This is a genomic window from Pseudomonas sp. NFACC02 (assembly GCF_900110765.1).
Lineage (GTDB): Bacteria > Pseudomonadota > Gammaproteobacteria > Pseudomonadales > Pseudomonadaceae > Aquipseudomonas.
Genome location: NZ_FOEO01000016.1, coordinates 98,604 through 125,567, shown reverse-complemented (window position 1 = coordinate 125,567; position 26,964 = coordinate 98,604). Strand labels below are relative to the sequence as shown.

Here is a 26,964-nt window from a genome sequence, read left to right as displayed (position 1 = left end):
GTGTCTGGCTCCTGGCTTGGCCCTCCTGCGTCGGGTACCCGCACTCCGACGACGCTCCGTGGACCCGCGCCGAACGGACATCCATGTCCTGACGGCGCTCTCGCGGCATCCATGCCGCTCGGCCCACTGCGCGTCGTCTGCGTTTGGCCTGCACCCAAGTCGCGCTTTGTGGTGTCTGGCCTGCTGCGGTATGAAGATCAAAAGCCATAGCGCGCTTTGCGCTGTTTAGATTCAACGCCTCAATCGTTGAATAAACATAGAACCTGTGGGAGTCAGCTTGCTGACGAATGCGGTTTGTCATTCACCTTTGATGAAACTGGCTCACCCCATCGCGAGCAAGCTGATTGTTACGACGCTCCGCGTGGTAACACATTCAATGACGCTCTGCGTCATCCGGGTGGCGCATGCTGTCAGGAGTTGCGACTCTCAAAACCGGACTGACACCACCGGTCCGAGAACCATAGAATCTCCTACAGTCCCCAGTGTGCTGAGCCGCTAAAGCTACTTCGACTCACCCCGACTGCGATCAATCGCAAAACCCGCCCAGGTCTGGCTCACGGGCATCAGTTCGAGGTTGTTCACGTTAACGTGCGCCGGGGTGTTCATGATCCAGAAAATCGTCTCGGCAATGTCCTGCGGCTGGATCGGCTCGGCGCCCGCGTAGGTGGCGTCGTACTTGGCCTGATCACCGCCAAAACGCACCAGGGAGAACTCGCTTTCGCACAGGCCCGGTTCAAGGTTTGTCACGCGCACGCCAGTGCCGACCAGATCGTTGCGCAGGTTCAGCGAGAACTGACCGACAAACGCCTTGGTGCCGCCATACACGTTACCGCCCGGATACGGATAATTGCCCGCGACCGAGCCCAGGTTGACGATGCTGGCGCCGCGTCCGTAGGCGATCAGGCGCGAGAGCAGCAGACGCGTTGTGTAAACCAGCCCTTTGACGTTGGTGTCGATCATGGTGTCCCAGTCGTCCAGATCGCACTTGGGTGCCGGATCGATCCCCAGCGCCAGGCCGGCGTTGTTGATCAGGCCACGAATTTTGGCGAACTCTGCCGGCAGCCCCTCGATGGCCTTCTGCATGGCCGCGCGATCACGCACGTCCAGCGTCAGGGTGTGAACCTGGGTCTGCTTCGACAGTTCGGCGCTCAGGGCCTGCAGACGGTCTTCACGGCGACCGGTCAGCACCAGCGACCAGCCCGCCTGCGCGAAACGGCGTGCGCAGGCTTCGCCAAACCCGGAGGTGGCCCCGGTTATGAACACGGTAGATGTCATGTCGTTCTCCTGACTGAGGGTTGCGGGCTTATCAGATAAGCATCGAGTGGACGCAACCTGCGTTGCGTGTAGGAAAGTTCTGGAGAATGCCCGCGCGGACGGGTCGGGATCAAGCCTGCGATAAAGATCATCGTACAACCCACGCACGGTGCTGTTTCTGTACAAAAAACGTACAACGCAGACGGAGCCTTACGATCTCTGGCCTGTAGCCACTTTTGCCCACCTTATCCACAGCCAGACTCACAATCTCTGGGGGCAACTCAAAACCCACAACCCGCGTCATACAAGGGCTGTGCACAAATCAAACGGCATTTTTACTTGACCAACTGAAACGTATCTGTACCGAAATTCCGCTCCGACCTGCTCGGATGGACAGTTTTTCTGGCCACACCCCAGAGATTGCGCTATCTGCGGCACTCTTTCCAAGGGTTGCGCACAGAGTTATCCACAGGCTTACCCGCCCACTTGACTGTATAAAAAACCAGCTCTCAAAGCGTTGACAAACTCACTAAAAATATCGGCCGAACTGCCTGATCACTATTTGACCAGCACTCTGGAAGCCACGTAAATAAAGGGCTGTAGCCAACTGCCACCAAGTTATTCACAGCCACCTCCACAGTAAAACTGAACAAGTCAAAACCGTGACAAAACAACCGTTTGCAGCGGCTATATGTCGCGTTTTGGCAGCACTTCAAAATTGTTTTCCACAATCGGCGTTTTGTCTGTAGTAGTACGGCTCTTGCTTGGCTTTGATCTTCGAACGCGACGGATCAGGCGACACAAATCGCGACTTGGGCGCAGGCCGAACGCAGGCGGTGCTCCGTGGGCCGAGTGGCATGGATGCCGCGAGAGCCGCCCCCCGCCATGGATGGCGGATGGCGGCGGGCCCACGGAGCATCGCCGGAGCTGAGGGAACCCGACGAAGTCGGGCCAAGCCAGGAGCAAGAGCGCTTTGCTTACTTTCGCGCTTTTCGAAAGTGAGTCGCCGAGGGGCGAAAAGGTGAACTCGCGCCTCCCGAGACAATGGACATACATCCGAAATCAGCGCCCATCCGGGCCCCAAACAAAAACGCCCGAGATGTCTCCATCCAGGGCGTCTGCTGCTACGAGACCACGAAGGAACTTAATGACCGCCGAGGTAAGCGTTCCTGACTTCCTCGTTGGTCAGCAACTCCTTCCCGGTGCCCGTAAGCCGAATCTCACCGTTCACCATCACATAGGCGCGGTCCGACAGCTTCAAGGCGTGGTTCGCGTTCTGCTCGACCAGGAAGATGGTCATCCCTGTCTGCGCCAGCTCGCGCAACGTCGAGAAAATCTGCTTCACGATGATCGGCGCCAGCCCAAGACTGGGCTCGTCCAGCAACAACAATTTCGGGCGGCTCATCAGCGCACGAGCGATTGCCAGCATCTGCTGCTCCCCCCCAGACATCGTCATTGCACGCTGATTGCGACGCTCCTTGAGGCGCGGAAACAGCTCGAACATGCGCTGCATGTCCTCGCTTGCATACTTGTCCCCAATCGGAATCGTGCCCATCATCAGGTTCTCTTCCACCGACATGTCGGGGAACACACGACGACCTTCCGGCGACTGCGCGATGCCGTTGGATGCAATGTAGTGCGACGACTTGTGCGTGATGTCGGTGCCCTGATAGATGATCTGCCCGCTGGCGGCACGCGGCTGACCGAAGATCGACATCAGCAACGTGGACTTGCCCGCGCCGTTGGAGCCGATCAGGCTGACGGTTTCGCCTTCATCAATGTGCAGCGACACTTTTTTCAGGGCCTGAATCGGCCCGTAGTACACGTCGATCTCTTTCAGTTCGAGGATCGGCTTACTCATACCAACTCCTCTTCATCAGCACCCAGATACGCCGCGATCACTTTTGGATCGTTGCGGATCTGCTCCGGCTTGCCCTTGGCGATCACGTTGCCGTGGTCGAGCACGACGATATCGTCGGAAATGCCCATGACCATGCCCATGTCATGCTCGATCAGCACGATTGTCATGTCGTGGTCGTCACGCAGATGGCGAATCATGCCACTCAGCGCTTCGGTTTCCTGTGGGTTGAGGCCTGCGGCCGGTTCGTCCAGGCAAATCACCTGCGGGCGCGTGCACATGGCGCGGGCAATTTCCAGGCGACGCTGCTGACCGTAGGAAAGCTCACCGGCCAGACGGTTGGCGCAGTCCACCAGATCGACCACTTCGAGCCAGTAGAAGGCCGTGTTCATGGCGTCTTCTTCGGCTTTGCGGTAGCCCTTGGTGTTGAGGATGCCGGCAATCATGTTGCGGTTGACCCACATGTGCTGGGCCACCAGCAAGTTCTCGACGACCGACATTTCCTTGAACAGACGGATGTTCTGGAAGGTACGCGCCAAACCTGCGCGGTTCACCAGATGCGTGCCGCCGAACATCTTGTAGAACAGGCGACTGCCGAAGCGCTTGGGCGACGCGAAGTCGCTGGCGCGGAATTGCTCGCCAAGCAGCTGGATGACGTTGGTCTTCTTGCCCCGTGCGTTGAGTTCGATACGTCCGCCGGTGGCTTTGTAGAAACCGGTCAGGCAGTTGAACACGGTGGTCTTGCCGGCGCCGTTCGGGCCGATCAAGGCGAAGATCGAGTTGCGGCGCACCTCCAGACTGACGTCGCTGAGGGCTTTGATGCCACCGAAGTGCATCATCAGGTTCTCGACGGAAAGAACGATTTCGTCGCTCATCACGCACCCTCCACTTTAGCCAGCACACCTTTGCGGGGTTGCACGCCGGTACGGCTGATACGGATCAGGCCACGTGGGCGCCAGATCATCATCAACACCATCAGGATGCCGAACAGCAACACGCGGTACTCGGCGAAGCTGCGCAGCATCTCGGGCGCAACGGTCAGCACGAATGCGGCGATCACCACACCAACGGTAGAGCCCATCCCGCCGAGCACGACGATGGCGAGGATCAGCGCCGACTCGAAGAAAGTGAACGAGGTCGGGTTGACGAAACCTTGATAGCTGGCGAAGAACACACCGGCCAGACCGGCCGTCGAGGCACCGATGGTGAACGCCGAGAGCTTGACCAGCACGTGGTTCAGGCCCATGGAGCGGCAGGCGATCTCGTCTTCACGCAGGGCTTCCCATGCGCGGCCGACCGGCATGCGGGTCAGACGGTGCTTGACGTACAGCACGGCCAGCACGACCAGGAACAGCACGGCATAGATGAAGATGAATTTCAGATCCGGGTTGTATTCGAAGCCGAAGTATTCGTGGATCGGAATTCCGCCGTCTTTGGCCCGACGCCCGAACTCCAGCCCGAAGAAGGTTGGCGAAGGCACGGGCACACCGTTCGGGCCGCCGGTGAACGACAGCCAGTTGTTCAGCACCAGACGAATGATCTCACCGAAGCCCAGGGTCACGATGGCCAGATAGTCGCCGTGCATGCGCAGGACCGGAAAGCCCAGGATGCAACCGGCAAACGCCGCTGCAATGGCCGCCAGCGGCAATGCCGACCAGAACCCCAGTCCCAGATACTGGTAACCCAGCGCCAGGCCGTAGGCGCCAATGGCATAGAACGCCACGTAACCCAGGTCGAGCAGACCGGCCAGACCGACCACAATGTTCAGACCCAGGCCCAGCAATACGTAGATCAGACCGAGGATGACCACGGTCAGTACGTATTTATCGGCGAACACCGGGAAGATCACGGCGATCAGGATCATCAGCGGAATGATGAAACGCAGGCGGGTTTTGTAACCCGGTGGCAGCACGTGCACACCGGAACCCGAACTTTCGAAGCTCTGCGCGATGGCCAGGCCCTTAGGCGTCTGCAGGAACAGGCTCATGAAGAAGCGTCCAACGACGACGATGCCGACCAGGACGGCCACACGCCCCGGTTGCATGTTGAAGCCGTAACCGTCGAGCACGATGCCGACGATCGGGCCGAACACGATGAGCGCCAGCAGACCGGCCACGACGGCGTCGATCAGGCTTTGTTTGATATCGATGGGTTTGACGGGAGCAGACATGGTTACACCTTCGCCACGAGTGGGCGACCCAGCAGGCCTTGAGGACGGAAGATCAGAATCACTACCAGCAGGCCGAAACTGAACACGTCTTTGTAGTCGGAATTGATCAGACCGGAGAATTGCGACTCGGCAACCCCCAGGATCAATCCACCGAGCATCGCGCCCGGCAACGAACCGATACCACCGAGTACCGCTGCAGTGAAGGCCTTGATCCCAATCACGAATCCGGCGAAGAAGTCGAAGGTGCCGTAGTTCATGGTGATCAGCACGCCGGCCAAGGCCGCCATGGCTGCACCGATGACGAATACGTAGGAAATGATCCGGTCAGTGTTGATGCCCAGGATCGACGCCATCTTGCGGTCCTGTTGCGTCGCGCGGCACATGCGACCGAGCTTGGTGTACTTGATGATGTAGGTCAGCACGCCCATGCCGATGAACGCGGCAATCAGGATGAAGATTTTGGTGTAGGTGATCTGTACGAAACCACTGCCGACATTGAAGCGCATGGCGCCTTCGAGCAGGGTCGGAACGCCTTGCTGGCGCGGGCCCTGGGCGATCTGGGCGTAGTTCTGGAGGATCAGGGAAATACCGATGGCACTGATCAGCGGTGCCAGACGGGTCGAGTTACGCAGCGGTTTGTAGGCCACGCGCTCGATGACGAACCCGTACACACCGGTCACCACGATGGTGAAGATCAGCGTGCCGAGAATCAGAAAAGGAAACGACTCGATACCGAAGAAGGACAGCACGGCCAGGCCGATCGCTGCAAGGTAGGCGGAAATCATGTACACGTCGCCATGGGCGAAGTTGATCATGCCGATGATGCCGTACACCATCGTGTATCCGATGGCGATAAGGCCGTAAACCGAACCGAGGGTCAGGCCGTTGACCATTTGCTGCAGGAAAATACCATCCATCACGCACGCTCACGAACTTGAAGGGCCAGCTTGGCGCGTACCGGGTACCTCCTCGTGAGAGATAGCGGGACGCACACGGTGGCAACAGAAGAATCCGGCGCCGCACAAGGCGGCACCGATTACCGGGTCAGGCCGTTCCGAGGTTCCAAGCTCGCGAAACGGCCGACTCGACTAGGAGCTCAACTCACTTCTGCTTTTCGAGCTGGTGATATTTGCCGTCCTTGTCCCACTGGTAAACCACGTAGTCGGAGACCTTCAGGTCGCCTTTGCTGTCCCAGGCTTTTTCGCCCATGACTGTTTTGACAGGGTGGGATTTGAGCCACTTGGCAGCGTCGTCGCCTTTGTTGGACTTGGCGCCGTTGAAGCCAGCGGCCAGGGCCTGAACCGAAGCGTAGGCGTACAGGGTGTAGCCTTCAGGCTCGTAACCGGACTTGCGGAACTGCTCGACCACCGCCTTGCTGTCCGGCAGCATGCGAGGGTCAGCGCCGAAGGTCATGTACACGCCATCGACATACTGAGGGCCGCCTGCGGTGGTCACCAGCTCGTCGGTCACGATGCCGTCGTCGGACATGAACTTGACGTCTTTCAGGCCTTGCTCACGCAGTTGGCGAACGAGTGGGCCAGCTTCCGGGTGTAAGCCGCCGAAGTAAACGACGTCAGCGCCAGTGGAGCGGATTTTGGTGACCAGGGCGCTGAAATCTTTCTCGCCACGGGTCAGACCTTCTTCCAGCACAGGCTTCACACCGCGAGCGGTCAACTGCTTGGCAGTGGCGTCAGCCAGGCCTTTGCCATAGGTGTCCTTGTCGTTGATGACCGCGACTTTCTTGGCTTTGAGCACGTCGACGATGTAGTCGCCAGCGACGACACCTTGCTGGTCGTCACGGCCGCACATACGGAACATCGCACTCAGGCCGCGCTCGGTGACTTGCGGGTTGGTGGAACCCGGGGTGATCGCGATGATGCCGGCTTCGTCATAGACTTCCGATGCCGGAATGGTCGAAGACGAGCAGAAGTGACCGACTACGCCGGCAACCTTGTCCGATGCAGCCTTGTTGGCCACTGCCACAGCCTGTTTTGGCTCGCAGGCGTCGTCATAAGCGGTCAGAGCGATTTTTTCCCCGTTGACACCGCCCGCAGCATTGATGGCATCGGCTGCTGCTTGAGCGCCTTTCATGTATTGCTCGCCGAACGAGGCGTTGGCACCTGTCATTGGGCCTGCAACGCCGATCTTGATGTCAGCCTGCGCAAAAGTAGCCGCACCCATTGCAGTAGCGACTGCGAGTGCCAGAAAGCCTTTCCTGTAAAACGTCTGCGACATGAGTTGGTGCTCCTAGGTTTTTAATTAGCACTGCGACCACGGAGTTGCTGTGAGCAAGTGGCGTGCCATCGGTTTTTTATTCTGGAAAAAGTCGTGGTCTTGTTGTTATTCGACTGTTTCCGGCCCTTTTTTACAGGGCGTGCAACCGTCTAAACCGCGCAAGGTGCAACCCTGCGACTTATAAAGAGCAACCCTGACGACCAAACCTCGCAACCCTGCCAACCTGACCTGTACAACCCTGTTGTTACAGGGTGCGTCACCGATCTGCACACCGGCGGTGCGAGGTCGCTACGGGACGCACCATTTCAGGTGAGTGGACGCGCGAAAAAGCGCCTCGTCATGACAGGTATTTCGTCTCAGATCACGACCCTGAGACATTGCCCGGCATGATATAGCGAAAAGCCAGCCTCATATAAAGAGCTGCGTAAACCGATGGCCGAGAGCGGCTGCATGCTGGCGAAAGGAATCGGCAGAACGGATGCATCGCCGGTGCACAGGTAATCGGCGAACGCCTTACCGACAACCGTGCCGGTGGTATTTCCGCGGCCGTTATAACCGGTTACCGCGACCAATCCTGGTGCAGGCTCGAACATGCGCAGCAGATGATCGGGCGTGAACGCGATACAACCGGTCCACGTGCACTCCCAATCAACCTTTTTCAGGTATGGGAAATAGTGCTGTTGAACACGATCGGCCCACGCCTTGAGGAACCAGATCGGCTTTTGATTGCCGTTACCCAGACTGCCCAGTAACAGGCGGCCGTCCGCATCGCGACGAATGCTGCTCAGCACCTGACGGGTGTCCCACGAGCCTTGACCGCCTGGCAGGATCTGCTGCGCAGCGTCTTCGGTCAGCGGCGCGGAGGCAACCTGATAGTAATAACCGGGGAAAAAGTTTCGACGCAGTTCGGTCCATTCACCTTCGGTGTAGGCGTTAGAGGCGATCACGACCTGATCGGCGACCACCGACCCGTTTTCGGTGATGACACACCAGCGCTGCCCCTGACGTTCCAGGCGCCTGACCGGCGAGTGGTCGAAACGCTGCCCCCCGAGCCCGGATGCGGCTTCTGCAAGACCGCTGGTGTAGGCCATCGGGTTGATCGTGCCGGCACGATGGTCAAGCAAGGCGGCCGTGATTTCTTTCGTACCGGTCGCTTCCTGACAGGCCTTGCCGGTGAGCAACTCAATCGGCGCACCGCGACGCTTCCATTGCTCTTCGCGGCTGCGGAGGTCAATTTCGCCCTTGGCATTGTGCGCCATGTGCAGTGTTCCCTTACGGGTCGCCTGACAGTCGATGCCGTACTTTTCGATCAGGCTGAACACCAGCGAAGGGGCATTACCGAGCATGGTGTTGAGCTGGCTGCCGACTTTCTCGCCGAAACCGGCTTCGATTTCGTCAGGCGGAATCCACAGCCCGGCGTTGACCAGCCCCACATTACGCCCCGAGCCACCCTGCCCGGTACGATGAGCCTCGACGACGGCGACTGTCTTGCCTTGTTCAAGCAGATGAATCGCCGCTGACAACCCCGTGATGCCTGCGCCGATCACGCACACATCGACGGTCACCTCCCCCTTCAACGCTGGCGCCTCAGGCCTCTGCGGCGTCAGCGTTTCCCATAGACATTCTTCGCGTAGCGGCATCGCAAAACCTCGGAAAGGGACACGTATACCGATCGTTCCCATGCTCCGCGTGGGAACGCAGTTCATGACGCTCTGCGTCATACAAAAACGGACGCAGAGCGTCCATCAAGCCATGCCCCCGCAGAGCGTGGGCACGATCATCAAAGAGGCACAGCCAAACCATTACCGATCATCAAACGGTGATTCAAAACCCGGATACTGATGTCGTTCGTTCTGACGCCTTCGCGAGCAAGCTCGCTCCCACCGGGTGGACACGTCCGAAAGGTGTTCACAGTTCCTGTGGGAGCGAGCTTGCTCGCGAACAGGGTCAACGCGGTAGCTCTGCTGACCGCGATTCAATCAATCAAACGTAATCCCCTGCGCCAACGGCAACTCGCGGGAGTAGTTCACGGTTGCCGTCTGGCGACGCATGTAGCCTTTCCACGCATCCGAACCGGACTCACGACCGCCCCCGGTTTCTTTCTCGCCACCAAACGCGCCACCGATCTCTGCACCACTCGGGCCAATGTTGACGTTGGCGATGCCACAGTCACTGCCCAGCGCAGAAATGAACTGCTCGGCCTCACGTACGTCGGTGGTGAAGATGCATGAAGACAGGCCTTGTGGCACGTCATTGTTCAGGCGCACGGCTTCGTTGAAATCTTCATAACCGATCACGTACAGGATCGGTGCGAAGGTTTCATTGCGCACCACGTCGCTCTGCTCCGGCATTTCAACGATGGCCGGCGAGACGTAGTAAGCGTTCGGGAACTGGTCTTGCAACTGTCGCTTGCCGCCGAACACCTTGCCGCCTTCGCTCAAGGCTTGCTCCAGCGCTTCCTGCATGTTTTCGAAGCTTTGCTTGTCGATCAGCGGACCGACCAGATTGCCTTCCAACGGATGTCCGATGCGAACCTTGGCGTAGGCCGCTTTCAGGCGCTCGACGAACTCGGCCTTGACCGACTTATGCGCAATCAGACGACGCAGCGTGGTGCAACGCTGACCCGCCGTGCCCACGGCGCTGAACAGAACGGCGCGCACCGCCAGGTCCAGGTCGGCGCTCGGGGTCAGGATCATGGCGTTATTGCCGCCCAGCTCCAGAATGCTGCGTGCGAAACGCGCTGCAATCTTCGGCGCGACTTCGCGGCCCATGCGCGTGCTGCCGGTGGCGCTGATCAGCGCAACACGGGCGTCATCCACCAGCGCTTCGCCGGCCTCACGTCCCCCGACGATGCACTGCGCCAGAAACTGCGGCGCGTCAGGAAACTCTGCGGCAACGCGATCGAACAACGCCTGGCAGGCCAGTGCAGTCAGCGGCGTCTTTTCCGATGGTTTCCAGATCACCGAGTTACCACACACCAGCGCCAGCGCGGTGTTCCACGACCAGACAGCCACCGGGAAGTTGAACGCGCTGATCACGCCAACCACACCCAGCGGGTGCCAGGTTTCGCGCATGTGGTGACCCGGACGCTCGGAGGCGATGGTCAGGCCATACATCTGACGAGACAGGCCCACCGCGAAGTCGCAGATGTCGATCATTTCCTGCACTTCACCCAGACCTTCCTGAGTGATTTTGCCGGCCTCCCAGGAAACCAGCTCGCCCAGATCGGCCTTGTGTTTGCGCAGGGCTTCACCGAACAGACGAATCAACTCACCGCGGCGAGGCGCAGGGACCTTGCGCCAGGCATCGAACGCGTGCTCGGCACGGGTGATGCGCTGCTCGACTTCAGCGGCACCTTCCCAACTCACCGAAGCGACCTGGCTGCCATCGATCGGCGTGTGAACAGGCTTGTCGCCTTTCTGATGGAGGGCAGGGTCGACACCGAGGCGGGATAGAAGATCGTTAAGCATGGTTTCTCCTGGATTCAGTTGAGCCGTAAACACGAATGCGGAATGCCGGGATTGCGTGCGGGCATGGGGGCTAGCGTCAGGCTCTAGTAATAGCCGGACTCAGTCAGTCCAACAAACGACGTTTAAGCGAGATATCATTCCGTTTTTTCATGCTGATGCTTAACAGGCCTGAATATGCTGAACAAACGCCACCTGCCTTCCGTCACGGCGCTGCAATGTTTCGAAGCGGTGACCCGGCACCTGAGTTTCACCCGCGCCGCCGAAGAGCTGAACCTCACGCAAAGTGCGGTCAGCAAGCAAGTGGCGCAACTCGAAGAACTGGTCCAGCACCTGTTGTTCAGACGCGTGCGTCGACGCCTGCAGCTGACGCCCGCCGGCGCGCTGTACCTGGCGGAAGTGCGCAAGGTGCTCACGCAGATGGAGATGTCCACGCACTTTCTGCGCTCTTACGGCGGCGAAACCGAGGTTCTGCGTGTGTCCACACCATCGACGTTCGGCGCACGCTGGCTGGTCCCCCGGCTCAAAGGCTGGCGCCTGCGTCATCCGCACATTCATCTGGACCTGGTCAACGAACAGGAAAGCGACGATCTGGCCCAGAGCCGCTGCGACATGTCGTTCTATTTCGGACAGGGCGCGCGCCCCGGTGCAGAAAGCGTGAAGCTGTTCAGCGAGGAACTGATCCCGGTCTGCGCGCCCGCCAGCCTGCCCGACAAGCCCTTCACCGATCCGACGCAGTTGGCGGATCTGGTCTTGCTGCAGAACGCCCATCGTCCTCAAGCCTGGCATGAATGGTTCGAAGATCAGGGTTATCAGACCGAACACAGCTACCACGGCCCGCGTTTCGAGACGTTCTACATGTGCATCCGCGCAGCACAGGTCGGTTGCGGCGTTGCGCTGTTGCCGCGGTTTCTGGTCGAGGAGGAGTTGGCGGACGGCAAGCTGATCATTCCCTGGCCGCATGCACTGCCCAGCCGCGATGCCTACTACCTGGCGTACCCGGAGCACGCGGCCGAGGTACCGAAGATCCGCGTATTCGTGGAGTGGATGCTGGAGCAACTGGACACGCCAACGCCGCAGTAAGGCCCGTTCACCTGGCACCTGGCACCTGGCATGCTGACATCTGGCATGCTGACATCTGTAGGAGCGTGGCTTGTCCCGCGATCTGCCGGGAACCGGCAGCAAACCCATGCGACCCTGGCGTATCAGGAACATCTCATTTCCCGGTTTTACTGCCGCTACGCAGCAGATCGCGGGACAAGCCACGCTCCTATAGGAAAATCACACAACCAAACATTTCTGCCCCAACCCGCTCTCGGCTGGCATTATGTCGGTCATCGTCAATAACAGACCGGACGTAGTGGCCTGAAGCCAACATCAGGCGCTCCCACAAGGTTGTATGCGACACCGACTTGAATTCCATGGGCCGCACCCTGGCGGCCGCTGCTGGCTGGAGCGACACAATGAGTGAGAGCGCTTTCGCGGACCGGATCGTGCAGAACCTGCTCGATACCGACCTCTACAAGCTGAGCATGATGCAGGCTGTGCTGCACAACTACCCCAACGTCGACGTTGAATGGGAGTTTCGCTGCCGTAACAGTGAAGATCTGCGGCCTTATCTGAAGGACATTCGCCAACAGATCGAGCAGCTCTGCGATCTGTCCCTGAGCATCGAAGAAACCGGCTTTCTGGAGCGCATCAACTTCATGAAGCCGGATTTCCTGCGTTTCCTCGGCCTGTTCCGCTTCAACCTCCGTTACGTGCAGACCAGCATCGAGAACAACGAACTGACCATCCGCCTCGCCGGCCCGTGGCTGCACGTGATCCTGTTTGAGGTACCGATCCTCGCCATCGTCAGCGAGGTGCGCAATCGAAACCGCAACCCCGATACCCTGCTGGTTCAAGCCCGCGATCAGTTGTATCGCAAGTTCGACTGGCTGACCGGCGCTGCCACGCCCGACGAACTGGCGGAACTGAAGGTGGCTGATTTCGGCACCCGCCGGCGTTTTTCCTACGCAGTGCAGGAAGATGTCGTATCGGTTTTGAAGAAAGACTTCCCCGGTCAGTTCGTGGGCACCAGCAACGTGCACCTGGCTCGCAAATTCGACCTCAAGCCACTCGGCACCATGGCCCACGAATGGATCATGGCGCACCAGCAACTGGGCCCGCGCCTGATCGACAGCCAGATCGCCGCGCTCGATTGCTGGGTGCGTGAATACCGCGGCCTGCTCGGCATTGCGCTGACGGACTGCATCACCACCGATGCCTTCCTGGGCGATTTCGACCTGTTCTTCGCCAAGCTTTTCGACGGCTTGCGCCACGACTCGGGCGATCCTGTGCAATGGGCCGAGAAATGCATCGGGCACTACCAGAAGCTCGGCATCGATCCGATGACCAAAACCCTGGTGTTTTCCGATGGGCTGAACCTGCCCAAAGCGCTGGAAATATTTCGCGCATTGCGCGGTCGGATCAATGTCAGCTTCGGCATTGGCACCAACCTGACCGCTGATGTGCCGGGCGTCGAGCCCATGAGTATCGTGCTTAAAATGACCGCCTGTGCCGGCCAGCCCGTCGCGAAAATTTCCGACGAACCCGGCAAGACGCAGTGCAAGGACCCCGAGTTCGTGTCCTATCTGCGCCACGTATTCAAGGTGCCAACCTGACTCGAGCACCCGTCGCACACTTTTTAATGCCTATTTTCTTCTTCTGCATAAGGAGTCAATCATGCAAGCCGTACAGCTCGAGATCGCCAAGGCGCTCAAGGTCCAGGCCCCGTTCGCCAATCAGGGTGAACTTGATGCCGAAGTCACGCGCCGCGTCCAGTTCATCAAGGACTGTCTGCAGAACGCCCGCCTGAAAGTGCTGGTGCTGGGCATCAGTGGCGGCGTCGACTCGCTGACCGCCGGCCTGATGGCGCAACGCGCGGTGAAGGAACTGCGTGAAAGCACCGGTGACACCGCCTATCAGTTCATCGCCGTGCGCCTGCCGTATCACATTCAGCACGACGAGCATGAAGCCACTGCCTCGGTGGACTTCATCAACCCGGACGAGCGTCACACGGTGGACATTGCGCCCTCCGTCAAGGCGCTGGTCGAGCAGGTGAAGGCCTTCGAAGGCCAGTCCGACGCGGCTGTGGATTTCGTTAAAGGCAACGTCAAAGCGCGCACGCGCATGGTCGCGCAGTACACCATCGCGGGCGTTCGTGGCGGCCTGGTGATCGGCACTGACCACGCGGCGGAAGCGGTGATGGGCTTTTTCACCAAGTTCGGTGACGGCGCCTGCGACCTGGCGCCGCTGAGCGGTCTGGTGAAAAACCAGGTGCGAGCCATCGCGCGTTTCTTCGGTGCGCCGGAGAATCTGGTCGAGAAAATTCCGACTGCTGACCTCGAAGATTTGATGCCGGGCAAACCCGACGAGGCGTCCCACGGCGTGACCTATGCCGAGATCGATGCCTTCCTGCATGGCCAACCTTTGCGTCAGGAGGCGTTCGACATCATCATCAACACCTACCGCAAAACCCAGCACAAGCGTGACCTGCCTTACGCGCCGTAAGGGTCTGCTACGGAATTAATGACGGTATGCAACCTTGTAGGAGCAAGCTTGCTTGTGAACATTGAGGATCAGCCACCGAAAATGCATCGGATCTACTGGCCTCTTCGCGAGCAAGCTCGCTCCCACAGTTGATGTGTGGTGTGTCGGAACGAGCGCAGGCATCTGTAGGGCATCAATAGAAAAAGGAATGAACCCGTCGTTTTTTTTCGCTTGATGGCATTCGCCATGAAGGCTTACATAGCGTTCTGACTTTCTCGCTCAGAGCCGCTACCCATGACTGCTTTCCAAGGCCTCTTCTCCCTCGTCGCTTCCACCGTCGGCCAGCCCGCTGCTGACTGGCTCGAACACCGTGTGGAAGTCCCTCAGGCGCTGCAAAACTTTTCCTGGAGCGACGACGCGATCCATCGTGTCTGGCTCGCCGAGGCGCTGAACCTGTGCCTGTTCCACAAGCTGGTCGAGGCGGTGCCGGACGGCCTTCGCTACGTGGATGAGCAACACGACAGCGGGCGCAAGGTGGTGTTCGATCACGGCGCAATCCGCACCGTGGACTGGGTGCAGAACGGCGAGCTGCCACGGGGTCGTCTGGCCTTCTCCCGACTGCTGGAGCCGCTGGGCTTCACCGATGTGCGCACCTATCCGTTGACCAAATTGAACATGACCGGTTGGGGCTATCGCCAGATGGACCTGCCGGAAGACATCGCCCAGTTTTTCGTGTCCGAGCTGCACCCCGGCCGCCTGAGCGAAGGGTTCCAGAACGCTGTCAGCCGCGTCGTCGGCTCGAGCCGCGATCCTCTGAGCCACGAAGACCTGAGCATCCTCAAGCGCCTGCAATCGACCCACCATTGCAGCCTCGACGAGGCCACGCGGCTGTTGCCGGGCCTGTACCGCGCCTTCGACCGTCAGCACGGTGTCGTGCGGGAAGACGATTATCGCCAGTTGCTCAGTGAAAGCGTGGAAATGGCCTGGATCTCGACGGAGGGCAATAGCTTCAACCACCTGACCGACCGGGTTGAGAACCTGGAGGCCACGGTTGAAGAACAGCGTCGGCGCGAGCGCCCGATGAAGGACAGCATAGAGGTCTCGGCATCAGGACGTGTCTTGCAGACGGCCTACAAGGCCTGCACCGTGAACCGCGAGTTGCTCGATGCCGACGGTGTCGTGAGAACGCATCAGGTGCCAGGGTCGTTTGTCGAGTTCATTCAGCGCAAAGTCGACCCGGAGAACGGCAAGCTCGACCTGAACTTCGACAGCAGCAATGCGCAGGGGATTTTCAAGATGACCGCGTCGTGAGGACGCCAGTCACTCTATAAGAGCGCGCTTGCCCGCGACAGGTATTTGCATCCGAGACATCTGCGTCGTCGGATGCATTTTTTCGAGGGCAAGCGCGCTCCTACGCGAGCTGAATCATCACACGGCCTGCATCACTTCAGCGTGATCGTGCCCTTCATCATGCTGATGTGGCCCGGGAACGAGCAGAAGAAACCGTACTTCTCTGCCGGATCCAGCTTTGACACATCGATTTTCAATGAATCGGTTTCGCCAGCGCCAATGATCTTGGTGTGAGCGATGACGCGCGCATCACCCTCTTTCAAATACTGCTTGTCGATGCCGGCGCTCATGCCGTCGGTGGCGATTGGCTGCATGTCCGCTTCTTTACTGATCACCAGGTTATGGCCCATGACGTTCTTCGGCAGACTGCCAGAGTGCTTCAGGTTAACCGTGAACTCTTTGCAGCTCTTGTCGATCTCAATCGCTTTGGTGCTGAACGTCATCTGGTCGGTCGAATCGACCTCGACCGAGCATTCAGCCGCCAACAAATGCCCGCTGGCCAACGTCAGCAGGGATACAGCCACAAGCTTGCGAATCATGATGGGTCTCCTGAATGGATTTTGCTTCTGGTTTTTGTATACAAAGAGTGCCCTAACTTTAAACAATTTATCAACCGCTTATTATGAAACCTGTCTGGTTCGGCTCTATCAGGGCCATCGAGACAATCAAACAGCGGACCCTACAGTGTCTTTCTAAAATGGCGTTGTCACTCATCAATTAGGACGATCTTCATGCCACTCAATAGTCTTTTTCGCAGCTTGCTCGCCGCCTACGCCTGCGGCGCCAGTGGCAATTACCACAGCGCCGCACAAGATTACGGCGATTACCGCCGCGCCTGATACAGGGGCTGATCGCGTGGTTGCTCGTGAGCCGGACAGTGGGTGTGCGAAAAATACAACGCCGGAGGAGCGTCGTTCTCAGGCAGAATGACCGGACTTATCGTCTGCCTCGAGGATTGCCCATGGCCAAACCCAATTATTCCTTTGCCAAACGTCAACGTGATCTGGCTAAAGAGCAGAAGAAAGAAGAGAAAGCACAGCGCAAACAGGCCGAAAAAGCTGAAGCACTGGCTGGAGAAGGTGAGGCTGCGGAAAGCGACACTGCCGAGCAGCAGAGTGACGAAAAGCCAGCTGAATGATTCACTGCCGAAACCGCTGAACAGCACAATGGGATGGGTGAACGCGAAATCCTGAAGGAGTGAGCTTGCTCGCGATGAGGTTTTCGCCACGATCCATCCGTTGGCTGACATTCCACGATCGCGAGCAAGCTCACTCCTACAGTGAATGCGTCGCCCGCCTACCCCGCAATCGGCATTACGGTCACCCGCACTTCGGGATCATGATTGCCGCCGCCCAGAATCACGCCGCGTAGCGGAGAAACATCGGAAAAGTCCCTCCCCCACGCCAGACTGATGTGCTCCAGCGCTGGCTGGATATTGTTGGTGGGATCGAAATCCACCCAGCCCAGTACCGGGCAAAACACCGATACCCAGGCATGCGACGCATCGGCGCCGATCAGCCTGGGCTGACCGGGCGGTGGCTGGGTCAGCAGATAGCCGCTGACATACCGCGCCGCCAGCCCACGTGAACGCAGGCACGCCAGCATCAAATGCGCGAAGTCCTGACAGACCCCACGCTTTGTCTCCAATACTTCCACCAGCGGCGTCGCCACTTGGGTCGCTTCGCCATCGAACGTGAATTCGTCGAAAATCTTTTCCATCAATGCCTGAGCGCACAGCAGCATCGGTCTGCCCGCCGGAAAGCAACTGGCCGAGAACTCGACAAACGACTGCTTTAAATGCACGTAGGGCGATTCAAAGCGATAGCGGCAGGCATCGAGAATGTCCGGGGACATCTTCGAAGCACTGTAGGTAAGCGTGCTGCGGGTGTGGTCCCAGGCATCCGACTGAAAGAAATCCAGCGCGGGACGCTCCAGGACTTCGACGCGCAAACGCGCATTGACCTGTAATTCGTCGTGGGGACGCTCGAACGCCAGCCGGGTCAGCGGGTTGCCGAACACATCCAGCTCGTCGCGGCGGGTGGTGGGTGTCGGGCTGATCACCAAATGCTGTTCCAGGCAACGCTGCCACGGACTGCGTCGCGGCCACAGATGGGCCAGTTGCTGGGCCAGCGAAACCGGGCTGTCGTACTTATAGTGGGTATCGTGAAGGATCTGGTAATGAGCGCTGTTCATCAGACGGACACCGTGCGCTGGCTGACATCATCGACATGAGCGAAATGGCGCAAGGCCAGGCGGTCAGAGACCTGACCGCTGACCTCGCCAATACCCTGCAGTAAATCAGCCAGCCCATGCAGCGCAGCCTTGACACTGCTTTCCCCGAACAGACCGTTCTCCAGACACCCGAGATCGAAGGCGGCCAGACGCTGCGTCAGTGCCGCCAGACTGCGGTCCTGCGGCGCGCCGAAATCGTCGTTCAAACGCTTCAAGGAACGCGTCACCAGCTTGAGCTGGAACAGCACCGCGTGAGGGTTCTGGTCATCGAGCAACAGCAAGTCCAGCACCGGAATCAATTGCGGCACCGCCAGGTAACGCGAGCGGTACGTGATGCTGCTGTTGCCCAGCTCCAGCACCCAGTCGAGCGCGTCCTGATCGAACACCGCATCGCTGCGCAAAAACGCCGCCAGACTCGTGCTGAGAAATTGCAGGCGTTCGATACGCCGCCCCATCATCAGGAAGCGCCAGCCTTCATCGCGCGTCATGTCGTCGAGGGCAAAGCCCGACAGCGCGGCGAGCGACATCACCAGCCGGTTGAGGAAGTCCAGCAGCTCACCGAAATCAGGGGTGTCGGTGTCCAGATGAGTGGCTTCCCGCTGCAGCTCCACCAGCGCCTGCCAGTTCTCGCGGGACAACTTGCCACGCACCTGGGACGCTGCCCACTGCAACCGTTGCAGGTTGGAACGCAAGCTGAACGGCCATTCGTCACCGAGCAGCGCGGCAAGCAAACGGTCAGGGAGCGCAGAGCCTTCCTCGTCCTCTTCGTCGACCCGAGGAACCAGGTTCAAACGCTCGCCCAACTCGATAGCGGCTTGCAGCGCCAGCGGGTCATCACCGTCGACATAGCGCGCCAGCATGATCCGCAGCAACCGCGCGCTGTCGTCGCAACGTTCGCAGTAACGACCGAACCAGAACAGGTTTTCCACCACGCGCGACGGCAGATACGGGTCGCGGCGAATCAGGTCGTGCACGCCCAGTGAACGACGGCCCTTCCAGGGTTCGCTGCCCAGCGTGCGTTCGCCGAGAATCCAAGTGTCCTTGCTGGCACCGCCTCGCTGCATCGACACCACGTCCGCGTCGGCATCGGCGGCTACGCGCGTCAGGCCACCCGGCAGAACGCGGTAGCCGTCCTCGGTGGCGACGGCATACACCCGCATGCCGATCGCACGAGGCTGCAACTGCTCCTCCTCGCCCTGCCAGACCGGCGCGTGCGAGAGTTGGGCCAGTTCCTGGGCCACATAGGCATAAGGTCGGGCCTGCATACGCGCAGCCAGGGCCCGGCGCTGCTCTTCATTGAGATCGCGTCCGAACACGGGCGCGAAACTCTGGGACGGGAACGCCGGCTTGATCAGCAGGTCAGGCATTTTTTCCAGCGCCTGAGCCAGCACAGGCGGCTCGCCGCACCACCAGGTCGCCACAGAAGGCAGCATCAGTTCTTCGCCAAACAGGTGTTCGTTGATCTTCGGTAAAAAGCCCAGTAATCCGGGAGACTCCAGCACTCCGCTTCCCAGCGCATTGGCCACCAGCACACGGCCCTGACGCACGGCTTCCAGCAAGCCCGGCACACCCAGCGCAGAGTCAGTGCGCAACTCCAGCGGATCACAGAAATCATCGTCCAGCCGACGCATGATCGCGTGAACACGGCGCAGGCCGCTGAGTGTTTTCAGGTAGACCGTGGCATCGCGTACGGTCAGATCACTGCCTTCCACCAGTGGATAACCCAACTGACCCGCCAGGTAGAGGTGTTCGAAATAGCTTTCGTTGAAGCGTCCCGGCGTCAGCAGTACCACCAGTGGCACTTCGTTGCTACTGGGTGCCTGACGGGTCAGGGTTTCCTGCAATGAACGGAAGAAACCGGACAGGTGCTGCACTTCCAGATCGCGATACAGCTCCGGGAATGCCCGCGACACGATCAAACGGTTTTCCAGCGCGTAACCGGCACCTGAGGGCGCCTGGGTGCGGTCTGCCGTCACCCACCAGCGACCGTCCGGCGTACGCGCCAGGTCCACTGCATACACGTGCAGGAAGGTCCCTTCCGGCGGCGTTACGCCTTGGCACGGCCAGAGAAAATTGTTGTGGCCGAAGACCAGTTCGGCCGGAAGCAGCCCCTCGGCAATCAGCGTCTGCGGACCGTACAGGTCAGCCAGTACCGCGTTGAGCAGGCGCGCGCGCTGGGCAATGCCGGCCGCGACCTGTTGCCATTCCTCAAGGGGAATCAAATGTGGCAGCAGGTCCAGTTCCCACGGGCGATCCGCGCCCTTGGGGTCGGCATAGACGTTGTAAGTGACACCGTTTTCCTGAATCTGCCGGGCGAGCAGTGCCTGGCGCTGAATCAGCTGCGCGGGCGTGCTGCGTTGCAAGTGCTCGTAAAAACGCAGCCAATGCGGGCGTACCTCGCCGCTGGCGTCGAGCATCTCGTGATAAGTACCCGCACTCAGCGGATATTGGTCAAGCAGGTCGGGCATGGAAGGCTCGGCAGACAACTAAAGGGCTCGAATTCGCAGGGATTAGATTAGCGCAGACAAATGACACGGAGTGGCTTGCTTCCCTGCGGCCGCTTTCTGGGTCGTATTGCCTGACGCAGAACGTCAGGCAAGGTGTCCGGGCCTTACCGATGCAGACGCATGTCCAGCGTCATCGGCATTTCATCGTTGATGGTCAATGCGGGAACGGCCTGTTTGCCGGGGGTGTGACCAAGGCGGAAGAACCGCGACAGGCGTCGGCTTTCGGCTTCGTTGGCGTTCACCGGCAGGGTTTCGTAATTGCGACCACCAGGATGCGCGACATGATACTCGCAGCCGCCCAGTGAGCGCTGCATCCAGGTATCAAGAATGTCGAACACCAGCGGCGCATGAACCGGAATGGTCGGTTGCAGCGCGTTGAACGGCTGCCAGGCACGGTAACGAACGCCCGCCACGAATTCGCCAACACGCCCCGTCGGTTGCAACGGCACCGGGATACCGTTGCACGTCAGTATGTAGCGTTGTGGTGGCAGCCCGGTGACCTTGAGTTGCAGACGCTCCAAGGACGAATCCACGTAACGAACCGCGCCGCCCGCCGCACCTTCCTCACCCAGAACATGCCAGGGCTCCAGCGCCTGACGCAGTTCCAGCTCAATGCCGCTGACTGCGTAATCGCCGACCTTCGGAAAGCGGAACTCCAGGTGTGCCGCGAACCACTCGGCACGCACCGGGTAACCCGCAGCGTTGAGTTCGACGATGACGTCGGCGAAATCCTGCTCGATGAAGTGCGGCAGCATGAAACGATCATGCAGTTCGGTGCCCCACCGTGCGAGTTTTGGCGGCGCATAGGGCTCACGCCAGAATCGCGCGACCAGGGCCCGGAGCAATAACTGCTGCGCCAGACTCATGCGGGCGTGAGGCGGCATTTCGAAGGCGCGCAGCTCCAGCAAGCCCAGACGGCCCGTCGCGCCATCGGGCGAGTAAAGCTTGTCGATGCAGAACTCCGCGCGGTGGGTGTTACCCGTGACGTCAATCAGCAAGTTACGCAGCAAACGGTCCACCAGCCACGGCGCACATTCCTCGCCGGGGGCTGGCATTTGCGAGAAGGCGATTTCCAGCTCGTACAGTGAATCGTTGCGCGCTTCATCGACGCGTGGCGCCTGCGACGTAGGGCCGATGAACAACCCCGAAAACAGGTACGACAGCGATGGATGGTTATGCCAGTAGCTGAGCAGGCTGCGCAGCAGATCCGGTCGACGCAAAAACGGAGAGTCGCCCGGCGTGGCGCCACCGAGCACAAAATGGTTGCCGCCTCCGGTGCCGGTATGGCGTCCGTCGATCATGAATTTTTCAGTGGTCAGCCGCGTCAGGCGCGCCTGTTCGTAGAGGAATTCGGTGCGCTCGACCAGTTCGTCCCAACTGGAGGACGGCTGCACGTTGACTTCGATCACGCCAGGGTCTGGCGTGATACGGAAATTGGTCAGACGTGGATCGCTGGGCGGCTCGTAGCCTTCCAGCAAGACCGGGCAGCGCAATTCTTCAGCGGTCGATTCGATGACGACCACCAGCTCAAGGTAGGCTTCCAGCGACTGCAACGGCGGCATGAACAGGTACAACCTGCCGCCTCGCACTTCGGCGCCAAGCGCGGTGCGTGTCAGCCAGTCGGCAGACTCGTCGATGGCAGGTGCTCGCTCGGTGTCTGGATTTTTCTGTTCGACCAAACCGTCCAGGTTGGCCTGAACCTGGTCACGGTCCGGCAGATCGGGGAAGTCCTGGTTGTGGTCGGTCGGATGGATGTACGGATATTCGGCAGCCCTGACCCACGGTTGCGACGCCAGCGGCAAACGATAACCCAGCGGGGAATCCCCCGGCACCAGACGGCAGTGCTCGTCGCGCAGGTACCAGCGGCCGCTCTGCCAGCCATCATCGGCAGCCGTACGCGCCAACGGCAGCACATGGCCGATGATCTTGTCCAACCCTTGCGAAAACACTTTGCTCAGTCGCGCCCGCTCAAGTTCGTCGCTCAGACGGGAGTCTTCGGCAGTGACGTTCCCGGGCAGCGCACCTTCGCGCCACAGGTAATAGAAATTGTCTTCGTACGCGGGAAACACGTAGCGAGCCGGCAGTTTCAGTCGCTCGGCAACACTGCGCAGAAAGCGCCCGGCCATTTCGCTGTCGGTGCCGTAATCTTCGTTTTCATCGGCGATCAGCGCATTATTGCGCCACACCGGTTCGCCATCGCGGCGCCAGAAGCAGTTCAGCGACCAGCGCGGCAATTGCTCGCCCGGATACCATTTGCCCTGACCGAAATGCACCAGGCCCTGTGGCGCGTAGTGTTTGCGCATGCGCTGGAAGAGCTCGGCGGAGAGCACACGCTTCTTCGGCCCCAGTGCCGCCGTGTTCCATTCGATTCCGTCACGATCATCGATCGACACAAAGGTGGGTTCGCCCCCCATGGTCAGGCGTACGTCATGCGCGATCAGGTCGGTGTCGATCTGTCGCCCCAGCGCCTGAATCTCGAGCCATTGCTCTTCGGTGTAGGGCTTGGTGACGCGCGGCGCCTCCCAGATGCGCTCGACGGACATCTCGTGGCTGAACTCCGTTTCGCACGGCTCGACCAGACCACTGATCGGTGCCGCCGAAGAGGGTTCCGGGCTGCACGCCAAAGGGATGTGCCCCTCTCCGGCAAACAGCCCGGAGGTCGCGTCCAGACCCACCCAGCCAGCGCCGGGCAGATACACCTCGCACCATGCGTGCAGATCGGTGAAATCGACGTCAGTACCCGAGGGCCCATCGAGCGCCTCGACATCGGCCTTGAGCTGGATCAGGTAGCCGGAAACGAATCGCGCTGCCAGGCCGATATGACGCAGCAGTTGCACCAACAGCCAGGCCGAATCGCGGCAAGAGCCGGAGGCATTTTCAAGGGTGAACTCCGGCGTCTGAATGCCAGGCTCCATGCGGATCAGGTAACCGATGTCGTTAGCCAGACGCTGGTTGAGGTTGACCAGAAAGTCGATGGCCGGGATTGGCGTGCGATCGATGCTCTCCAGATACGCCTGAAATTTCGGCGTCAGCGGCAGCTTTTCCAGGTAAGGCTGAAGCTCGTGATGCTCTTCCCTGGCGTAGGTGAACGGAATCTTCTCGGCATAGGGCTCAAGAAAGAAGTCGAACGGGTTGAACACCGCCATCTCGGCGACCAGGTCGACCTCGATACGCAGCTCATTGGTCTTCTCCGGGAACACCAGACGCGCCAGGTAATTACCCTGCGGGTCCTGTTGCCAGTTGATGAAATGAGTCTCAGGCAGGACGTTCAGCGAATAAGACAACACACGCGTGCGGCTGTGAGCCGCCGGACGCAAGCGCACAATCTGCGGACCCAGTTCCACCGCGCGGTCATAGCGGTAATGAGTGACGTGGTGCAAGGCAATGTGAATCGACACGGCGTGCCTCCTGCGAGCCTGGACGGTAGCGGAACCGCGCAAGACTTATGCCATCCAGGCAAGTCCAGCGCCTTCGGCGTTGAAGGTGCTCGCTCAGCTAAGCACAGCACCAAAATTGCGCCAGCTTCGGCGGCTGGTGCAAGGGTCGCACGGAAATGAGGCGGGCGGGGTTATTTACCGCTTTCAAGGCGCAGTGACCCGCCGAAACAGGCACATCTGGAGGCCTCCAGACATCGATTTCGGCGTGCGTCCATCGCTTGGCTACAGCACTCGGTTCAACGCATGGAGAAAACCGTGGCAATAAACCAGGCCGGCGCCCATACAGGTTCCGGACGCGCAGGCGGGCTGAACAATCGATTCAACTGAGCCGCTCGCTCGATCCGTAAACGTGCCGCGTTCATCGCACAGGAATAATCGTTCCTGATCACAGTCAAACTCACTTCTTTGCACCTCGGCGTGATTAGGCCGAAGACAATACGGAGCAAGTTGAGATTTCGAAGTCGGACCGCGGCTCGTTGAGTGTAGGAACTTTCCTGAATTTCAGGCCGTGGGGCGAACGGAAAGTCAGGCCCACCGGGCCGTCGCGCAAAAAAACGCCAGCTTGGTAGCTGGCGTTTTTATGACCGCGTCACTTAGCGCGGAAACACCGGCTGACGTGACGGCTTCTTGCTCTTGCCACCTTTACCGCCCTTGGCCGCATCGGCACGTTCCTTCGCGGCCTGTTTGTTGCGAGCCGCTGCGGCGGCCTTGGCCTCTTCGCGTTTGTCCCACGGTTTGCTGCCGTCGGTAGCGCGTGGCGGCAGCCCTGTGTGCTGGGTCAGGATCTTGGTGGTTTTGGCCACCTTGTGGCTGCCAGCCGGCGTCGAATTCTTGCGACGCGCGCTCTGGTAACTGTCGGTTTCCGGTTGATGCAGCGGAATCAACTGGTGTTTACCCGGACCGATCAGGTCGGCACGGCCCATGCGCTCCAAGGCCTCACGCAGCATCGGCCAGCCTTTCGGGTCGTGATAGCGCAGGAAGGCCTTGTGCAGACGGCGCTGCTCTTCGCTCTTGACGATGGTCACCGAGTCGCTCTTGTACGTGACCTTGCGCAGCGGGTTTTTGCCGGAGTGGTACATGGCAGTCGCGCTGGCCATCGGTGACGGATAGAACGCCTGCACCTGATCGGCCCGGAAGCCGTTGCCCTTGAGCCACAGCGCCAGGTTCATCATGTCTTCATCGGTGGTGCCGGGATGAGCGGCGATGAAGTAAGGGATCAGGTACTGCTCTTTACCGGCCTCTTTCGAGTACTTCTCGAACATGCGCTTGAACTTGTCATAGCTGCCAATGCCCGGCTTCATCATTTGGTTGAGCGGACCTTCCTCGGTGTGTTCCGGGGCGATCTTCAGGTAACCACCGACATGGTGCGTCACCAGCTCTTTCACGTACTCCGGTGACTCCACCGCGAGGTCGTAACGCAGGCCGGAAGCGATCAGGATTTTCTTCACTCCTGGCAGTTCGCGCGCGCTGCGATACAGCTGAATCAACGCCGAGTGATCGGTATTCAGGTTCGGGCAGATGCCGGGGAATACACAAGACGGCTTACGGCACGCGGACTCGATTTCCGGACTCTTGCAGGCAATGCGGTACATGTTTGCGGTCGGGCCGCCGAGATCGGAAATGACGCCAGTGAAGCCCGGAACCTTGTCACGGATTTCTTCGATTTCACGGATGATCGAATCGTGCGAACGGTTCTGGATGATCCGGCCTTCATGTTCGGTGATCGAGCAGAAGGTGCAGCCGCCGAAGCAGCCACGCATGATGTTCACCGAGAAACGAATCATGTCGTAAGCCGGAATCTTCTCCTTGCCGTACACCGGATGCGGGACGCGCGCGTACGGCATGCCGAACACGTAGTCCATCTCCTCAGTGGTCATCGGAATCGGCGGCGGGTTGAACCAGACATCGACTTCACCATGCTTCTGGACCAGCGCGCGGGCGTTGCCGGGGTTGGTTTCCAGGTGCAGCACGCGGTTGGCGTGGGCATACAGCACAGGGTCGTTGCGCACCTTTTCCATGGACGGCAGGCGAATCACGGTTTTGTCGCGGGTCATGCGCGGGCTGGCGAGAATCTGCACGACCTTGGCTTCATTTGGGTCCTCAACCTCACCCTTTTCCTGCTCGATGGCGCAGGCCTGAGTGTCTTGAGTGTTCACATACGGGTTGATGATCTTGTCGATCTTGCCCGGACGGTCAATGCGCGTGGAGTCGACCTCGTACCAGCCTTCCGGCGTGTCACGACGAATGAACGCAGTGCCGCGCACATCAGTGATGCTTTCGATCTTCTCACCGCAGGACAGCCGATTGGCGACCTCGACGATGGCCCGCTCGGCGTTTCCGTACAGCAGGATATCGGCGCTGGCGTCGATCAGAATCGAATTGCGAACCTTGTCCTGCCAGTAATCGTAGTGCGCGATCCGGCGCAGCGAGGCTTCGATACCACCCAGCACGATCGGCACGTTCTTGTAGGCTTCCTTGCAGCGCTGGCTATAAACCAGGCTCGCGCGATCCGGCCGCTTGCCCGCCATGCCGCCGGGCGTATACGCGTCGTCGGAGCGGATTTTCTTGTCCGCAGTGTAGCGGTTGATCATCGAATCCATGTTGCCGGCCGCGACGCCAAAAAACAGATTCGGCTCACCGAGCTTCATGAAGTCGTCTTTGGATCTCCAGTCTGGCTGGGCAATGATCCCGACGCGGAAGCCCTGCGACTCCAGCAGCCGGCCAATGATCGCCATGCCAAACGACGGATGATCGACGTAGGCATCACCGGTCACGATGATGATGTCGCAGGAATCCCAGCCAAGCTGATCCATTTCTTCCCGGCTCATCGGCAGGAAAGGCGCCGGCCCGAAACATTCGGCCCAGTACTTCGGATAGTCAAATAACGGCTTGGCTGCTTGCATGTCAGGACCTACGTGTTTGC

The 26,964-nt window shown here is 59.7% G+C and carries 18 protein-coding genes; 5 read left to right on the top strand and 13 right to left on the bottom strand.

Annotated features, from left to right (window positions below; all coding sequences use genetic code 11):
- Positions 1-501 precede the first annotated feature (501 nt).
- The 8 genes from BMY73_RS15300 to BMY73_RS15260 all read right to left on the bottom strand — a co-directional run bounded on the left by BMY73_RS15300 (position 502) and on the right by BMY73_RS15260 (position 10,987).
- Entirely contained in the window at positions 502-1,275 is a 774-nt protein-coding gene (locus BMY73_RS15300; RefSeq protein WP_062378954.1) for an SDR family oxidoreductase, read from the bottom strand.
- A gap of 1,123 nt (positions 1,276-2,398) precedes the next feature.
- Positions 2,399-3,115 (bottom strand): ABC transporter ATP-binding protein, encoded by a 717-nt coding sequence (locus tag BMY73_RS15290; RefSeq protein ID WP_062378956.1) that lies wholly within the window; start codon positions 3,113-3,115, stop codon positions 2,399-2,401.
- Positions 3,112-3,987: an ABC transporter ATP-binding protein gene (locus tag BMY73_RS15285; RefSeq protein ID WP_062378958.1), complete on the bottom strand. Its 876-nt coding sequence runs from the start codon at positions 3,985-3,987 to the stop codon at positions 3,112-3,114. The genes BMY73_RS15290 and BMY73_RS15285 overlap by 4 nt, the downstream gene beginning before the upstream one ends.
- Positions 3,987-5,282, bottom strand: coding sequence for a high-affinity branched-chain amino acid ABC transporter permease LivM (gene livM / locus BMY73_RS15280; protein WP_062378960.1), 1,296 nt, complete (start codon positions 5,280-5,282; stop codon positions 3,987-3,989). The genes BMY73_RS15285 and livM overlap by 1 nt, the downstream gene beginning before the upstream one ends.
- A gap of 2 nt (positions 5,283-5,284) precedes the next feature.
- Positions 5,285-6,199 carry an ABC transporter permease subunit gene (locus BMY73_RS15275; RefSeq protein ID WP_062378962.1) on the bottom strand — a complete coding sequence of 305 codons (915 nt, stop codon included), beginning with the start codon at positions 6,197-6,199 and terminating at the stop codon, positions 5,285-5,287.
- 184 nt (positions 6,200-6,383) lie between these two features.
- On the bottom strand, positions 6,384-7,517 hold the full coding sequence (locus BMY73_RS15270; RefSeq protein WP_062378964.1) for an ABC transporter substrate-binding protein: 1,134 nt from the start codon (positions 7,515-7,517) through the stop codon (positions 6,384-6,386).
- A 356-nt stretch (positions 7,518-7,873) separates the two neighbouring features.
- On the bottom strand, positions 7,874-9,157 hold the full coding sequence (locus tag BMY73_RS15265; RefSeq protein ID WP_062378966.1) for an L-pipecolate oxidase: 1,284 nt from the start codon (positions 9,155-9,157) through the stop codon (positions 7,874-7,876).
- A gap of 339 nt (positions 9,158-9,496) precedes the next feature.
- The gene (locus BMY73_RS15260; RefSeq protein WP_092408115.1) at positions 9,497-10,987 is read right to left on the bottom strand and encodes an L-piperidine-6-carboxylate dehydrogenase; all 1,491 of its coding nucleotides are present in this window, start codon (positions 10,985-10,987) and stop codon (positions 9,497-9,499) included.
- Between the two features lie 174 nt (positions 10,988-11,161).
- Here BMY73_RS15260 and BMY73_RS15255 point away from each other — a divergent pair, with 174 nt between their 5' ends.
- The 4 genes from BMY73_RS15255 to BMY73_RS15240 all read left to right on the top strand — a co-directional run bounded on the left by BMY73_RS15255 (position 11,162) and on the right by BMY73_RS15240 (position 15,826).
- Entirely contained in the window at positions 11,162-12,067 is a 906-nt protein-coding gene (locus BMY73_RS15255) for a LysR family transcriptional regulator (RefSeq protein ID WP_092408113.1), read from the top strand.
- A 380-nt stretch (positions 12,068-12,447) separates the two neighbouring features.
- Entirely contained in the window at positions 12,448-13,647 is a 1,200-nt protein-coding gene (gene pncB / locus BMY73_RS15250) for a nicotinate phosphoribosyltransferase (RefSeq protein WP_062378995.1), read from the top strand.
- Between the two features lie 61 nt (positions 13,648-13,708).
- The gene (gene nadE, locus BMY73_RS15245; protein ID WP_092408111.1) at positions 13,709-14,536 is read left to right on the top strand and encodes an ammonia-dependent NAD(+) synthetase; all 828 of its coding nucleotides are present in this window, start codon (positions 13,709-13,711) and stop codon (positions 14,534-14,536) included.
- A gap of 273 nt (positions 14,537-14,809) precedes the next feature.
- Positions 14,810-15,826: a DUF1338 domain-containing protein gene (locus BMY73_RS15240; RefSeq protein ID WP_092408109.1), complete on the top strand. Its 1,017-nt coding sequence runs from the start codon at positions 14,810-14,812 to the stop codon at positions 15,824-15,826.
- A gap of 131 nt (positions 15,827-15,957) precedes the next feature.
- Here the strand turns inward: BMY73_RS15240 and azu are convergent, their stop codons facing one another.
- Positions 15,958-16,404: an azurin gene (gene azu, locus BMY73_RS15235; RefSeq protein ID WP_062379000.1), complete on the bottom strand. Its 447-nt coding sequence runs from the start codon at positions 16,402-16,404 to the stop codon at positions 15,958-15,960.
- Between the two features lie 422 nt (positions 16,405-16,826).
- On the opposite strand from azu, the gene BMY73_RS28335 reads away from it, so the two are divergent.
- A complete protein-coding gene (locus BMY73_RS28335) occupies positions 16,827-17,003 on the top strand; it encodes a hypothetical protein (protein ID WP_175500186.1) in 177 nt (58 codons plus the stop codon).
- Between the two features lie 158 nt (positions 17,004-17,161).
- Here the strand turns inward: BMY73_RS28335 and BMY73_RS15230 are convergent, their stop codons facing one another.
- The 4 genes from BMY73_RS15230 to BMY73_RS15215 form a co-directional block, all read right to left on the bottom strand.
- On the bottom strand, positions 17,162-18,058 hold the full coding sequence (locus BMY73_RS15230) for a transglutaminase family protein (protein ID WP_092408107.1): 897 nt from the start codon (positions 18,056-18,058) through the stop codon (positions 17,162-17,164).
- The gene (locus BMY73_RS15225; RefSeq protein WP_092408105.1) at positions 18,058-20,565 is read right to left on the bottom strand and encodes a circularly permuted type 2 ATP-grasp protein; all 2,508 of its coding nucleotides are present in this window, start codon (positions 20,563-20,565) and stop codon (positions 18,058-18,060) included. The genes BMY73_RS15230 and BMY73_RS15225 overlap by 1 nt, the downstream gene beginning before the upstream one ends.
- Before the next feature lie 143 nt (positions 20,566-20,708).
- Entirely contained in the window at positions 20,709-24,002 is a 3,294-nt protein-coding gene (locus tag BMY73_RS15220; RefSeq protein WP_092408103.1) for a transglutaminase family protein, read from the bottom strand.
- 632 nt (positions 24,003-24,634) lie between these two features.
- Positions 24,635-26,944, bottom strand: coding sequence for a YgiQ family radical SAM protein (locus tag BMY73_RS15215; RefSeq protein WP_062379008.1), 2,310 nt, complete (start codon positions 26,942-26,944; stop codon positions 24,635-24,637).
- Positions 26,945-26,964: the final 20 nt, after the last annotated feature.

Bases quoted from the DNA above. Each gene is read 5' to 3' on its own strand.
- BMY73_RS15255 (WP_092408113.1), top strand. From the start codon at position 11,162: ATGCTGAACAAACGCCACCTGCCTTCCGTCACGGCGCTGCAATGTTTC.
- BMY73_RS28335 (WP_175500186.1), top strand. From the start codon at position 16,827: ATGGCCAAACCCAATTATTCCTTTGCCAAACGTCAACGTGATCTGGCT.
- BMY73_RS15265 (WP_062378966.1), bottom strand. From the start codon at position 9,157: ATGCCGCTACGCGAAGAATGTCTATGGGAAACGCTGACGCCGCAGAGG.
- BMY73_RS15240 (WP_092408109.1), top strand. From the start codon at position 14,810: ATGACTGCTTTCCAAGGCCTCTTCTCCCTCGTCGCTTCCACCGTCGGC.
- azu (WP_062379000.1), bottom strand. From the start codon at position 16,404: ATGATTCGCAAGCTTGTGGCTGTATCCCTGCTGACGTTGGCCAGCGGG.
- BMY73_RS15290 (WP_062378956.1), bottom strand. From the start codon at position 3,115: ATGAGTAAGCCGATCCTCGAACTGAAAGAGATCGACGTGTACTACGGG.
- BMY73_RS15275 (WP_062378962.1), bottom strand. From the start codon at position 6,199: ATGGATGGTATTTTCCTGCAGCAAATGGTCAACGGCCTGACCCTCGGT.
- pncB (WP_062378995.1), top strand. From the start codon at position 12,448: ATGAGTGAGAGCGCTTTCGCGGACCGGATCGTGCAGAACCTGCTCGAT.
- BMY73_RS15300 (WP_062378954.1), bottom strand. From the start codon at position 1,275: ATGACATCTACCGTGTTCATAACCGGGGCCACCTCCGGGTTTGGCGAA.
- BMY73_RS15225 (WP_092408105.1), bottom strand. From the start codon at position 20,565: ATGCCCGACCTGCTTGACCAATATCCGCTGAGTGCGGGTACTTATCAC.
- BMY73_RS15270 (WP_062378964.1), bottom strand. From the start codon at position 7,517: ATGTCGCAGACGTTTTACAGGAAAGGCTTTCTGGCACTCGCAGTCGCT.
- BMY73_RS15260 (WP_092408115.1), bottom strand. From the start codon at position 10,987: ATGCTTAACGATCTTCTATCCCGCCTCGGTGTCGACCCTGCCCTCCAT.
- BMY73_RS15215 (WP_062379008.1), bottom strand. From the start codon at position 26,944: ATGCAAGCAGCCAAGCCGTTATTTGACTATCCGAAGTACTGGGCCGAA.
- BMY73_RS15230 (WP_092408107.1), bottom strand. From the start codon at position 18,058: ATGAACAGCGCTCATTACCAGATCCTTCACGATACCCACTATAAGTAC.
- livM (WP_062378960.1), bottom strand. From the start codon at position 5,282: ATGTCTGCTCCCGTCAAACCCATCGATATCAAACAAAGCCTGATCGAC.
- BMY73_RS15285 (WP_062378958.1), bottom strand. From the start codon at position 3,987: ATGAGCGACGAAATCGTTCTTTCCGTCGAGAACCTGATGATGCACTTC.
- nadE (WP_092408111.1), top strand. From the start codon at position 13,709: ATGCAAGCCGTACAGCTCGAGATCGCCAAGGCGCTCAAGGTCCAGGCC.